The following is a 12,941-nucleotide window of genomic DNA, read 5'->3' on the forward strand; positions in this document are numbered from 1 at the left end:
GTCAGCGGATCGGAATACGCAAAGTCGCGGTGACGCCCCGCGCGGCGTTGAATGTCTTGATGCCGGCAGCCATGCTCGCGGCGGCGGCCGGAGCGTCGAGCAGCGCACCACCGTGCGGACCATTCAGACCATTCGGACCAGTCGCATCGCCGGCCAGCGAACTGCCGTCAGGACCGTAGACACCGCCCTTCGCGCCGGTATTGTTCACGATCGTCAATCGCCCCGCTTCGCCGTACAAGCTGTTGAGCCGCGCCCGAACGTTCGACAACCCGACCCCGCCGTGCAAATTCTTGCTATGGCCCAGCCCCATCCCCGTATCGATCACGCTCAGCTCGAGCATGTCGCCGTCACGCTTGGCCGTGACGAGGATCTCGCCGCCGTCGATGGCCGGCTCGATGCCGTGCAGCAGTGCATTCTCGACGAGCGGCTGCAGCAGCAACGGCGGCAAGGCGAGCCGGCGCAGCGCGTCGGGCACCGAAATTCTATAGCGCAGCCGGTCGCCGAGCCGCATCGACGCGATATGCAGCAGCGCGTCGACGAGTTCCAGTTCTTCGGCAAGCGCGGAAACGGGCTTGCGCGTGCGTCCGAGGCTCGCGCGCAAGTAGCGGTTCAGGCTGTCGAGCATCGCGGAAGCGCGCGTCGGGTCGCGTTCGATCAGGCTCTGCACGTTCGCGAGCGTGTTGAACAAAAAATGCGGCTCGATCTGCGCCTGCAGCAGCGCGAGGCGCGCGGCCGTCTCCGATTGGCGCAGTTCAGCGGCTTCGCGGCGTTCGGTTTCGAGCGTCGTGCGCATCTGCGCGGACTGGTAGAACAGCGCAAACAGCGAAACGCAGGCGGCGGCCACGAGAAACGAAGGCGCGAAGTTGATCCACGTCGCGAGCTTCGCATGCTCGATGAGGCTCGGAATATGGCCGACCGTCCTAGACGTGATTTCGACACCGATCACGACGGCCAACGGCGCAACGATCAGAACCCGCGGCACGACCCCGATCGGCCGCTTCGTGAACCGGTTCAACAGCCAGCTGATGAAACAGGCCGTCAGTCCGATTGCATTGCTGATCACGAAATACGGCAGCACGGGGTCATGCTGCGACTTCGTCCAGAAGGCGATGCCGATCAGGCTGTTGGCCAGCACGATCCCAACCCAGTACAGAACCTTGCTCCCGTACCCGGATTTGGCGAACAGCGTCGACGCGAGCTTGCTTTGCATGGTGTGAAGAAAGAACTGCCGATGACGCCACTGTAAATGCAGCTTGTCGCCAAGTGGGCGCCGAGCGACGAAACGCACGGCGTGCCGATCAGCGGTGCGACGGGGCGATGGGCGGCGGCCAGCCGGCGCGGCTCCTGCGGGCGGGCACGAACCACGGAGCGTCAAGCGCGCCAGCGAGACCCGCGTTGCCCAACTACAGTACGCCGTTTTGCCGTCATCCGCCCCTCAAAAACCCTCGCGCTCCATCAGCGAACTTGACCAATTATCGGCGTCCGGCGCGCTTCGTCGCAAACCTCAACGGCCCGGCCGCCGCGCGGCTAGAGTCACGCTCAACAAGTTCCGGCGACATCCCGCGCGGACGCTAACCGACTCGAGGTGTTTTCATGCGGCCCATCCCCACGTCCGCCATCGTCGCGCTGGCCATTGTGATTGTCATCGGCATCCAGCGCCTATATCCGCGCACCGTACGCCCTGAGCGCATGATCGTCTTTCCGCTTCTGATCGTGCTGTTCGGCGCCAACAGCCTTTACGCCCTGTTTCCCAACGCCGATCCGGCCTACGCGGCAGCGGCCGTGATGGCGTGCGGCGTGGGCATGCTGCTCGGTTGGGTCCACGCCGCGCGCTGGCAGGTGCAATTCGACGCGGTGAAGCGGCTCGTGCGCGTGCCCGGCGATCCGAGCCTGCTGGCGATTCTGCTGGTGACGTACGGCGCGCATTTCTTCCTGCACTTTGCGGTCGAGTCGCATCAGCCGTGGGCGGCGAGCGGCGTGTTCGAATTCTTGTCGTTTGCCGCGTGGGGGGTGCTTGCGGGCATGCCGCTTGGACGGTCGACGAATGTGCTGTTGCGCTACATACGGATCGAAAACGGGCGCGGCTCGGCGCCGACCCTCGAGTGATACGGCGTGGGCGCGTCCGCCTACAGCAAACTCGGCGTCCCCACCCACATCAACACCGCCTCCGCCTCGCCGTTGTTGTCCCAGCGATGCGGATCGGTCGACACGTAGTGCGCGGCATCCCCCGGACGAAACTCGAACGTCTTGCCATTGAGCGTCAGAGTCGGATCGCCGGAAATCACATACCAGAACTGCTCGCCTGCGATAGTCGCGACTTCGGCGAATTGCCGCCCCGCAGGAATGCGTACGATCAGCGCTTCGATGAGACCATCGTCGACGACACGCGTGAGCCGCGCAAACAGGTTGCCCGTGTCGGCGAAGCCGAAGTAGCGCATCTCGTCGCCGCGCAGGACGAAGCGCGTGTCGCGCGGCGCGTCGAAAAAATACTGCAACGACACGCCGAGCGCGCTTGCAATCCCAAGCAGTGTCGCCACCGACGGACGCGCAAGCCCGCGCTCGACTTGCGACAAAAACGGCTTCGAGATCCCCGCAAGCGCAGCGGTTTCGTCGAGCGTCAGCAGCAGATGTTTTCGCAGCGCGCGGATCTTGCCGCCGATCGCATCGAAGAGCCGCGCGTCGTCACGTTCGTTGCGCTCGTTGCGGTCTTTGCGCTTCGTAGCCGCGTTCGGGCTATCGGCATCGGGAAACGTCATTTCATTCACGAAGGCTCCGTTTCTCGATCACGTAAGGTCTGCTTGCCGCTCGCGCCGTCCTCGTCCTTGCCCGCAGGCGGCACGTGGCCCGGTTTCGTGAAGCGCGCGGTCGCCCGCATCACAAGATAGAACGCGACCGGCGTGAACACGAGTCCGAGCACGGTCGCCCCGATCACGCCGCCGAACACGCCGGTGCCGATCGAATGCCGGCTCTCCGAGCCGCCGCCGCTCGAGAACACGAGCGGCACCACGCCAAGCAGAAACGCCGCCGACGTCATCACGATCGGCCGGAAACGCATTGCGCACGCCGCCACGATTGCTCGCGCGAGCGGCTCGCCGCGCGCGTAGAGATCGCGCGCGAATTGCACGATCAGAATGGCGTTCTTGCCCGACAAACCGATCACCGTGACCATGCCGATCTTGAAGTAGACGTCGTTCGGCAAGCCGCGCACGAGCATCGCGCTAACCGCGCCGATCATGCCGAGCGGCACCACCGTCAGCACCGAGAGCGGAATCGTCCAGCTCTCGTAGAGCGCGGCAAGCGCCATGAACACGGCCAGGAGCGACAAGCCGATCAGCATCGGCGTCTGCTTCGCCGCCTCGGTTTCCGCGCGCGATTGATCGGTCCAGTCGTAGGCGACGCCCGCCGGCAGCTTCGCCGCGAGCCGTTCCATCTCGGCCATCGCCGCGCCCGAGCTGTTGCCGTGCGCCGCGTGGCCGCTCACGTCCAGCACCGGATAGCCGTTGTAGCGCGAGAGCATGGTCGGGCCGCGCGTCCAGTGCACGGCCGCGAATGCCGAGAACGGCACCATCGCGCCAAGCGAATTGCGCACCGACAGTTGCAGCAGATCGGCCTCGGTCATGCGCGACTGCGGCGTCCCCTCGACGAGCACGCGCTGCATCCGGCCGCCTGCGGGGAAGTCGTCGATATACGAATTGCCGAACGTGTTCGAGAGCACGTCGTCGATATCGTCGAACGACACGGCCATCGCGTAAGCCTTCGCACGATCGACATCGAGCACGACGCGCGGCGCGTCGGGCAGCGTTTCCGAATGGATGTCGGCGAGGATCGGGTCGTCCTTCGCCATCTCGAACAGTTGCTCGCGCGCTTTTTCGAGGGCCTCCATGCCGATGCCGCCGCGGTCTTCCAGATGGAACATGAAGCCCTCCGAGCGGCCCATGCCCGGCACGGCGGGCGGCAATTGCGCGACCACGTCGCCGTCGTCGATCTTGGCGAACGCGTCGTTCAATTTATCGCGCAGCGTCATCGCGTCGATGTTGCGCTTGGCCCAGTCCTTCAGCTCGATGAACGCCATGCCGACGCTCTGTCCACTGCCCTCGAAGCTCCAGCCGATCACGCTCGTCACGTTCGCGATCGCCGCCTGCTGGTGCAGCACCGCTTCGACTTGCTTGACCGCAGCGAACGTGCGCTGCTGCGTCGAGCCCGCCGGCATCTGCACCATCACCTGCAGCTGGCCGCTGTCCTCGGTCGGCAAGAAGCCGCTCGGCAGTTGCAGGTAGAGCAGCACCAGCGCGCCGACCAGCGCGAGGTGAACCGCGAACACGCGGCCCGAGCGGCGCAGCAAGCGAGCGATCAGATCGCGATAGCCGCCCGACGCGCGCTCGACGCCCTGCGTGAAGCGCTCGCCGAGACGCACGCCGAAGCCCGCGCTTTTCAGCTCGTCGTCGGTACGGCGCTCCGGCGCCTTCAGCAAGTTCGCGCACAGCGCGGGCGTCAGCGACAAGGCCATGAACGCCGACACGAGAATCGCCGCGATCATCGCGATCGAGAACTGCCGGTAGATCCCGCCGACGCTGCCGGTAAAGAACGCCATCGGCACGAACACCGCGGTCAGCACCGCCGTCACGCCGACGATCGCGCCGCCGATCTGCTTCATCGCCTTGCGCGTCGCGTCGCGCGGCGCGAGACCTTCCTCGTGCATGATGCGGTCGATGTTCTCGACGACCACGATCGCATCGTCGACGAGAATGCCGATCGCGAGCACGAGCCCGAACAGCGTGAACACGTTGATCGACAAGCCGGCCGCGTACATCGCGAGGAACGCGCCCATCAGCGCGACCGGGATCACGACCGTCGGCACGAGCGTGTAGCGCAAATCGCGCAGGAAGAGCCAGATCACGCAGAACACGAGCACGATCGCTTCGATGAGCGTGATGAGCACTTCGGTGATCGCGATACGCACGAAGTGCGCGCCGTCGAACGGGATCGAGACGGTGATGTCGGGCGGCAGCGTCTTCGACACCTCCGCGATCCGCTCGCGAATCGCCTTCGACGTTTCGAGCGCGTTGCCGTGCGGCGCGAGCTGGATGCCGACCGTCGCCGCCGATTTGCCGTTCAAGCGCGACCAGAACGAGTAACTATCGCTGCCCACTTCGACGCGCGCCACGTCGCGCAGCCTGACCGTCGAACCGTCGGGACGCGCCTTGAGCACGATCGCGCCGAATTCGTCCGGCGTGTGCAACTGCCCGCGCACGTTCACGGTCGCATTGAGCCCCTGCCCTTGCACGAACGGCGCGTCGCCAAGCGAGCCCGCCGTGACCGGCGAGTTCTGCGACTTGATCGCGGCGGTAACGTCGGCGGGCGCGAGGTTGTATTCGCGCAGCTTCATCGGATCGAGCCACACGCGCATCGCGGCATCGGCGTCCCACAGTTCCGCCGACCCGACACCCGGCGCGCGCTTGAGCTCACCGAGCAGATAGCGGTTCAGGTAATCGGACAGCTCGGTCGAATTGCGCTTGCCGTCGGCCGACGTCAGCGTGACCAGCATCAGGAACGTGTTCGCCGCCTTGAACACGCTGATGCCGTTCTGCACGACCTGCTGCGGCAGGCGCGATTCGATCTGCTTCATGCGATTCTGCACGTCGACCATCGCGATGTCCGGGTCCGTGCCTGGCGCGAAGGTCACGTCGATTTCGAGCTCGCCGAGGTTGTCGCTCGTCGTCTCGTAGTACTGGAGACCGTCGGCGCCGTCGAGGCTTTCTTCGATCAGGCTTGCGACGTTGTTGTCGACTTCCTCGACGGTCGCGCCCGGATACGTCGCGGTGATGATGACGCGCGGCGGCGCCAGGCGCGGATACTGCGCGACCGGCAATTGCGGCACGGCGAGCGCGCCCGCCACGATGATTGCGAGCGCAACGATCCAGGCGAAGACGGGGCGGTCGATGAAGAATGACGGCAAGCTCGGGCCCTCAGTGTTGAGCGAACGGCGGCGCAGCGCCGAGGCGCGCCATGTGCAGCGCGTCCACGAGCTTGCCCGCGCGCATCGCGAAGCCGCGCGAGCGGCCCTCTTCGACGAAGCCGAACTTGCGATAGAGCGCGATGGCCGGCGTGTTGTCGGCGAACACGGTCAGCCCGATGCGGCGCAGGCCGAGCAATTGGTCCGCGCATTCGATCGCCGCCGCCACGAGCGCCGTGCCGACGCCGCGCCCCACGTAGTCGTCGTGAACCATGATGCCGAGCATCGCGCAGTGCGAGCGGCGCGGCTTCTTTTGCACCATGAGGCCCAATTGGCCGACGAGGCGTCCCTCGACCGTCGCACACATCCGCACGTCGCTATCGCTCTTCTTGCTGAAGCGCTCGGCCGTCACCACGGGCGAGATGTACGGCGGCAGCAGCGTGCCGTGCCGCACGCCGGGCAGCGTCGCCAGCTCGGCGATCGCCTCCATATCGGCCGGCTCGAACGCGCGCACGACGACGCCGCGCGCCGCCATCGAGGCACGCATCACAGTGGCAGCCGACTTCGATTCGTTGCGTTGAGTCATGTGGGGTCCGCGGCTAAAGGCATCGCATCGATCACGCGCGCCATCAGATAGGAGTCGGCCAGCTCGCCCTCGCGCAGCACGTCGCCGCGAAAGCGCGCTTCGATTTCGAAGCCGAACTTGCGATAGAGCGCGAGCGCGGGCTCGTTGTCGGTGAACACGTGCAGATCGAGGCGGCGCAGACCCATCCAGTTGTCCGCGGCATCGATCAGCTCGGCCAGCAGCATCGAGCCGATGCCACACCCTTGCCAGTCGTCGTGCACGCCGATGCCGATCGACGCGGAATGCGCGCGGCGGCCGCTGTTCGGGTAGATCTCGGCATGACCAAGGAGCCTCCCGTCGAGTTCCGCGACGATCGCGACCGTCGCGGGCGCAAGCTTCGCGATCCACTCGCGCGTGCTGTCGAGCGAATCGTAAGGCATGCCTACGTTCGCTTGACGAAAGACTCCGGGCAGCAGCTGCAGCGCGTGAAAAGCCTCCGCGTCAGCGGCGCGAAGCGGCCGCAGCAGCACGTTGCCCAGATCTCCAGTTACCTCCGGCCGCGCCAATTGATTCGGCAGCGTCGTTATTATTTTTTCCATCTGCTCGTCCGGTGAATTCGAATGAACTCGCGGGCACGACTACTCACTTAGGGCCCGCTCAGGCATACTCCTCGCGGGCATCGGGCGCCGGCGCCTGCATCGATGCTGCGAGCAGCGCCTGCGTGTACGGATGCGCGGGGGCGCGCAGCACGTCGAGCGTGTCGCCCGCTTCGACGATGCGCCCCGACTTCATGACGATCACCCGATGGGCCATCGCCCGCATCACCGCGAGGTCGTGGGTAATGAACAAGTAGCTCAGCCCGTACTTCTTCTGCAAGCGCGTCAGCAAGTTCAGCACCTGCTGCTGGACAGACACGTCCAACGCACTGGTCGGTTCGTCGAGCACGAGCAATTCCGGCTCCACCGCGAGCGCACGCGCAATCGCGATACGTTGACGCTGGCCGCCGGAGAATTCGTGAGGGTAACGCAGCAATGCGTCGGCCGGCAAACCCACCTCGTCCAACAGCGCCGCCGCGCGATCGCGCCGCGCTTTCGGATCGACATCCCTTCGATGCACGCGCATCCCTTCGCAGACGATTTGCTCGACCGTCATGCGCGGCGACAGCGAACCGAACGGGTCCTGAAACACCACTTGCATCTGCGCGCACAAATCGCGCCGCGCGCTCGCGGTGCGCAGGCTCGACAACGGCCTGCCGTCGATCGCGATCTCGCCAAGCGCCGCGCGCTGCAAACCGAGCACGGTCGATGCGAGCGTCGATTTCCCCGACCCCGATTCACCGACGATGCCGAGCGTCTCGCCCCGCCGCAGCGTGAGATCGACGTCTTGCAGAGCGCGGAACTTCGCGCTGCCGAAGAGCGATTTCCAGCCCTTCGCACTCGTCCGGTAGTCGACCGCGAGGCCCTTGATGTCGAGCACGTTTTCGGAATCGGACGGCACCGCGTCGACGCAGCGGCGCGGCTCGCTATCGAGCAGGCGCTTCGTGTACGGGTGCTGCGGATTCGAAAACAGCGCTTCGGTCGTGTTCGTTTCGACGAGCACGCCCTTCTCCATCACGGCCACGCGCTGCGCAAACCGCTTCACGAGGTTCAAGTCGTGCGTGATCAACAGCACGGCCATCCCGCGCTCCGCCGCTTCCTGCTCCTGCAAGCCAATCAGCAAATCGACGATCTGCTGGCGCACGGTCACGTCGAGCGCCGTTGTCGGCTCGTCGGCGAGCAACAGGCGCGGGCGGCATGCGAGCGCCATCGCGATCATCGCGCGCTGACGCTGGCCGCCCGAGAGCTGGTGCGGAAAGCTGTCGATGCGGCGCTCCGGCTCGGGAATGCCCGTGCGGCGCAGAAGTTCGATGCCGCGCTCGCGCGCCGCGTTCGGGCGCAGGCCCTCATGCAAGCGCAGGCTCTCGGCAATCTGCTTGCCCACCGTGTAGAGCGGATTGAGCGCCGTCATCGGCTCCTGAAACACCATCGCCACATCGGCGCCGCGAATGCCGCGCATCTGCTGCTCGGTTTTAGCCAGCAGATCTTCGCCGTCGAGCAACATGCGTCCGGCGATCGTCGCATTCGGCACGAGTCCGAGAATCGACAGCGCGGTGAGGCTCTTGCCCGAACCCGATTCGCCGACGAGCGCCACACGCTCGCCACGCCCAATCGCGAGGTTCAAATCGCGCACGCACGCCTTGTCGCCGAACGCGATCGAGAAATTCTGAATATCCAGCAACGGCTTCGTCATCACTTGGCCCCTCCGAATGCCGAGCCGCGCGAACGCATGTCGAGCGCGTTACGCAAAGCGTCGCCCATGAAGGTCAACAACAACAGCGTCACGACGAGCGCCGCGAACGCCGCAATTGAAATCCACCAGGCGTCGAGGTTGTTCTTGCCCTCCTGCAGCAGCTCGCCCAGGCTCGGCGTCGGCGCCGGCACACCGAGCCCGAGGAAGTCGAGACTCGTGAGCGACAAAATCGCCGCGCTCATGCGGAACGGCAGGAACGTGATCACGGGCGTCAAGCTGTTGGGCAGCACGTGGCGGCAGATGATCTCCCAGTTCGAGAGGCCCATCGTGCGCGCGGCCTTCACGTAGTCGAGCGAGCGGTTGCGCAGAAACTCGGCGCGCACGTAGTCCGAGAGCACGAGCCAGCCGAACATCGACAGCAGAATGAACAGCAGCCACAGCGTCGGCTCGAAGATCGACGCGAAGATGATCAGCAGATACAGGTCCGGCATCGAGCTCCAGATTTCGATGAGGCGCTGGCCGATCAAGTCGGTGCGTCCGCCGTAGAAGCCTTGCAATGCGCCCGTGAGCACGCCGAAGAAGACGCCCGAAAACGTCAGCGCAAGCGCCATCAGCACCGATACGCGGAAGCCGTACAGCAGCCGCGACAGCACATCGCGACCGAACTGATCCGTGCCGAGCCAGTTCTGCGACGACGGCGACGCCGGAAACGGCCGCGACGCGAAGTAGTCGATCGTGTCGTAGTAGTTGTGGTTCGGCGGATAGATCGCGAAGTTGCCGTTCGTCGTGATGCGCGAGCGGATAAACGGGTCGAGATAGTTCGCCTTCGCCGGGAAGTCCCCGCCGAAAGTCGCCTCGGGGTACTCCTTCACGATCGGAAAGTAGTAGTGGCCTTCGTAGCGCACGACGAGCGGCTTGTCGTTGCAGATCAGCTCGCCAAACATGCTGATCACGAACAGCGTGACGAAGATCACGAGGCTCCAGTAGCCGAGCCGCTGCGCCTTGAAGCGCAGCCACGTGCGCCGCCACGGCGAGATCGACGCCACGGGCGCGGCCACAGCCGAATTAACGGCCCATGCGGTCGAATTGGATGCGGGGGTCGACGAGGACATAGCAGACGTCAGCAATGAGTTTGGTTACGAGACCGATCAGGGTGAACAGGAACAGCGAACCGAGCACGACGGGGTAATCGCGGCGGATCACCGAGTCGTACGAGAGCTGGCCCATCCCGTCGAGCGAAAACAGCGTTTCGATCAGCAGATTGCCGTTCAGGAATGCGCCGACGAACGCGGCGGGCAAGCCCGTGAGCAGCGGAATCGCGGCGTTGCGCAGCACGTGCTTCCAGAGCACGTCGCGCTCGGGCGCGCCCTTGGCGCGCGCGGTCAGCACGTATTGGCGGCCGATCTCTTCGAGGAACGTGTTCTTCGTGAGGATCGTGACGATCGCGAAGTTGCCGACCACCGACGCCGTCACCGGCAGCACCATGTGCCACAGGTAGTCGAGCATCTTGCCGATCGCGGAGAGATCGTCGAAGTTGTCCGACGTGATGCCGCGCATCGGAAACACCTGCCAGAACGTGCCGCCGCCGAACAGCATCAGGAGCAGCACGCCGAGCACGAAGCCGGGAATCGCGTAGCCGACGAGCACGAGCACGCTCGTCGCCGTATCGAAACGCGAGCCGTTGCGCACGGCCTTCGCGATGCCGAGCGGCACCGATACCGCGTAAGTGAGGAACACCGTCCACAGCCCGAGCGAGATCGACACCGGCAGCTTCGCCTTGATCACGCCCCACACGCTTTCATGCTGGAAGTACGACTGTCCGAGATCGAACGTCGCGTAGCTCTTCAGCATCATGAAGTAGCGCGTGAGCGGCGGCTTGTCGAAGCCGAACTGCTTCTTGATCTGCTCGATCTGCTGCGGATCGACGCCCTGGCTGCCGTGGTAACCACCACCGCCGCCACCGCCGCCGTCCGGGCCGCCGCGCGCGGCGCCGTGGCGCAGCTGCGTCACCATCTGCTCGACCGGGCCGCCCGGCACGAATTGCGTGACGACGAAGGTCAGCGTGACGACGCCGATCACGGTCGGCACCATCAACAGCAGACGTCTGAGAATGTAGGCAAGCATGGGGTTCCTCAGTGGGCTGCGCTTTGGGCAGTGGCTGCAGTGGTTGCAGCAGCTACAGGGACGGCAAGCGATACGGACTGCACGCCCAGCGGCTTGCGATACCAGTAGTCGATCACCCAGTCCTCGTATTGGTACGAGTCCGGCACGACCTTCGGGAAGCCGAGCGTCGTCTTGTAGCCGATGCGCGCGTGCGGCATGTTGTACTGCGGCACGACGTAGTACTCGTTGATCAGCACGCGATCGAGCGCGCGAGTCGCGGCTTCGAGGTCGTCGAGCGTGGTCGCGTTGACCGCGGCATGCACGAGCGCATCGACAGCCGGCGATTTGATGCCGGGGTAGTTTTCCGAGCCGACCTGGTCCGCCGCCTGGCTGGTGAAACGGCGCTGGAGTTCGACGCCCGGAATCGTCACCGGCGGGTAGATGTAAGTCGTCAGGTCGTACTGGAAGCTGTCGAGCCGCTTCTGATAGAGCGCGCTGTCGATCTCGCGCATATGCGCGTCGATGCCGAGCGTTTGCAGCGCCTGACAGTAAGGAATCAAGAGACGATCGAAGCCCGGCTCGTCGTCCATGATCTCGATCGTCATCGGGTTGCCGTTCGCGTCGCGCAGCGCGCCGTCGCGATAGTGCCACCCTGCTTCCGCGAGCAGCTCACGCGCCTCGCGCAGATTGCCGCGCAACGAGTTCGGCGGCAGCGTGTTCGGCTGCTGCGTCATCGGGCCGAACACCTCGGGCGGAAGCGATTTCTTGAAAGGCTCGAGCAGCGCCAGTTCCTTTTCGTTCGGCATGCCGGTCGCGCCGAACGGGCTGTCTTGCCAGAAGCTGTTCAAGCGCTCGTACTGACCGTAGAACATCATCCGGTTCATCCAGTCGTAGTCGAACGCGAGCGCGAGCGCGTGGCGAACGCGCGGGTCCTTGAACTTGTCCTTGCGCGTGTTGACCATGAAGCCCTGCATCTGCGCCGGGCCGTCGACGAACCAGCCCTTGGCGAGCATGCCGTTATTGAAGTTCTTGCCGACGTACTTGCGCGCCCATTGCGTCGCGCTGTATTCGACGTCGATGTCGTCGTTGCCGGCCTTGAACGCTTCGAGCTTCGTGTACTGGTCGAGATACAGGCGGAACGTGATGCGCTTGAAGCGGAACATGCCGCGCCGCGACGGCAGGTTCGCCGCCCAGTAATCGTCGCGGCGGCGGTACGTGATGCCCTTGTCGTTCTTGCGCGACTCGACCATGTAGGGCCCGCTCGCGATCGGCGGCTGCGTGGCGATCTGATCGAACGGTACGCGCTTGCCATCCGGCAGCCGCCCCCACTTCGGCGAAAACACCGGCAGATCGCCCGCGATCAGCGGCGAGCCGCGGCCGGGATCGTTGAAGTCGAAGCGCACCGTCAAGCGGTCGATCACGGTGGCGTCCTTGATCACCGCGAATTGCGACGACAGCATCGGCGACGCCTGCTGGCTCTTGAGCGTATCGAGCGAGTACTTGACGTCGGCGGCCGTGACCGGGTCGCCGTTCGAAAAGCGCGCGGCGGGATTGATATGGAACGTCGCCGAGCGGCCGTCGGGGGCCACTTCGACGTCGTCCGCGATCAGCGGATATTCGGAAGCGAGCTCGTCCCAGCTGCGTTGCATCAGCGTGTCGAACATCAGGTTCCGAATGTCCGGCGCGGGCTGGCCGCGCACGATGAACGGGTTCAGCGAGTCGTAGCTTTGCGACTGGTCGTAGTTCTGGAAATTGAGCTCGCCGTTCGATGGCGCGTTCGGGTCCGCGTAATCGAAGTGCGTGAAAGTCGACGGATATTTGGGGTCGCCGAACTGCGCGATCCCGGGCTTGGCATCGGCCGGCAAAACATAGGCCGTGCCGAGCGCGGCGAGGAGCAGCGCCCCGAACGCTGGCCGCAACGACCCGTGCCGTCGCGCCAAACCGCGCGGCCGCCGAAATTTCACTAAGTTGGTCATTTAAGTTCGAGAAAACGCGTGCCGGAGAGTCACCGGCACGCTGTTCATCGGATTG

At 65.0% G+C, this 12,941-nt stretch carries 10 protein-coding genes; 1 reads left to right on the forward strand and 9 read right to left on the reverse strand.

Annotation, left to right across the window (positions count from 1 at the left end):
- Position 1 precedes the first annotated feature (1 nt).
- Positions 2 to 1,210 carry a sensor histidine kinase gene (locus AAHK20_RS05845; RefSeq protein WP_449180493.1) on the reverse strand — a complete coding sequence of 403 codons (1,209 nt, stop codon included), beginning with the start codon at positions 1,208 to 1,210 and terminating at the stop codon, positions 2 to 4.
- A 383-nt stretch (positions 1,211 to 1,593) separates the two neighbouring features.
- On the opposite strand from AAHK20_RS05845, the gene AAHK20_RS05850 reads away from it, so the two are divergent.
- A complete protein-coding gene (locus AAHK20_RS05850; RefSeq protein WP_449180494.1) occupies positions 1,594 to 2,106 on the forward strand; it encodes a hypothetical protein in 513 nt (170 codons plus the stop codon).
- Positions 2,107 to 2,126: 20 nt separating this feature from the next.
- Here the strand turns inward: AAHK20_RS05850 and AAHK20_RS05855 are convergent, their stop codons facing one another.
- From AAHK20_RS05855 to AAHK20_RS05890, 8 genes are read right to left on the reverse strand one after another with little or no spacing between them, the layout of a single operon-like run.
- A complete protein-coding gene (locus AAHK20_RS05855) occupies positions 2,127 to 2,765 on the reverse strand; it encodes a helix-turn-helix domain-containing protein (RefSeq protein WP_449180495.1) in 639 nt (212 codons plus the stop codon).
- Entirely contained in the window at positions 2,762 to 5,956 is a 3,195-nt protein-coding gene (locus AAHK20_RS05860; RefSeq protein ID WP_449180496.1) for a multidrug efflux RND transporter permease subunit, read from the reverse strand. The genes AAHK20_RS05855 and AAHK20_RS05860 overlap by 4 nt, the downstream gene beginning before the upstream one ends.
- 10 nt (positions 5,957 to 5,966) lie before the next feature.
- The gene (locus AAHK20_RS05865) at positions 5,967 to 6,539 is read right to left on the reverse strand and encodes a GNAT family N-acetyltransferase (RefSeq protein WP_449180497.1); all 573 of its coding nucleotides are present in this window, start codon (positions 6,537 to 6,539) and stop codon (positions 5,967 to 5,969) included.
- Positions 6,536 to 7,117 (reverse strand): GNAT family N-acetyltransferase, encoded by a 582-nt coding sequence (locus tag AAHK20_RS05870; RefSeq protein ID WP_449180498.1) that lies wholly within the window; start codon positions 7,115 to 7,117, stop codon positions 6,536 to 6,538. Before AAHK20_RS05870 ends, AAHK20_RS05865 begins: the two co-directional genes overlap by 4 nt.
- Before the next feature lie 58 nt (positions 7,118 to 7,175).
- Complete coding sequence (locus tag AAHK20_RS05875) at positions 7,176 to 8,807, reverse strand: ABC transporter ATP-binding protein (RefSeq protein WP_449180499.1); 1,632 nt, start codon at positions 8,805 to 8,807, stop codon at positions 7,176 to 7,178.
- On the reverse strand, positions 8,807 to 9,919 hold the full coding sequence (locus tag AAHK20_RS05880; RefSeq protein WP_449180500.1) for an ABC transporter permease: 1,113 nt from the start codon (positions 9,917 to 9,919) through the stop codon (positions 8,807 to 8,809). Before AAHK20_RS05880 ends, AAHK20_RS05875 begins: the two co-directional genes overlap by 1 nt.
- The gene (locus tag AAHK20_RS05885) at positions 9,873 to 10,931 is read right to left on the reverse strand and encodes a microcin C ABC transporter permease YejB (protein WP_449180501.1); all 1,059 of its coding nucleotides are present in this window, start codon (positions 10,929 to 10,931) and stop codon (positions 9,873 to 9,875) included. The genes AAHK20_RS05880 and AAHK20_RS05885 overlap by 47 nt, the downstream gene beginning before the upstream one ends.
- Before the next feature lie 8 nt (positions 10,932 to 10,939).
- The gene (locus tag AAHK20_RS05890; protein ID WP_449180502.1) at positions 10,940 to 12,886 is read right to left on the reverse strand and encodes an extracellular solute-binding protein; all 1,947 of its coding nucleotides are present in this window, start codon (positions 12,884 to 12,886) and stop codon (positions 10,940 to 10,942) included.
- Positions 12,887 to 12,941 lie beyond the last annotated feature (55 nt).

It is taken from the genome of Trinickia camelliae (assembly GCF_053525655.1).

Coding starts and splice junctions, on each gene's coding strand:
- AAHK20_RS05845 (WP_449180493.1), bottom strand. CDS start 1,210: ATGCAAAGCAAGCTCGCGTCGACGCTGTTCGCCAAATCCGGGTACGGG.
- AAHK20_RS05850 (WP_449180494.1), top strand. CDS start 1,594: ATGCGGCCCATCCCCACGTCCGCCATCGTCGCGCTGGCCATTGTGATT.
- AAHK20_RS05865 (WP_449180497.1), bottom strand. CDS start 6,539: ATGACTCAACGCAACGAATCGAAGTCGGCTGCCACTGTGATGCGTGCC.
- AAHK20_RS05870 (WP_449180498.1), bottom strand. CDS start 7,117: ATGGAAAAAATAATAACGACGCTGCCGAATCAATTGGCGCGGCCGGAG.
- AAHK20_RS05875 (WP_449180499.1), bottom strand. CDS start 8,807: ATGACGAAGCCGTTGCTGGATATTCAGAATTTCTCGATCGCGTTCGGC.
- AAHK20_RS05880 (WP_449180500.1), bottom strand. CDS start 9,919: ATGTCCTCGTCGACCCCCGCATCCAATTCGACCGCATGGGCCGTTAAT.
- AAHK20_RS05885 (WP_449180501.1), bottom strand. CDS start 10,931: ATGCTTGCCTACATTCTCAGACGTCTGCTGTTGATGGTGCCGACCGTG.
- AAHK20_RS05890 (WP_449180502.1), bottom strand. CDS start 12,886: ATGACCAACTTAGTGAAATTTCGGCGGCCGCGCGGTTTGGCGCGACGG.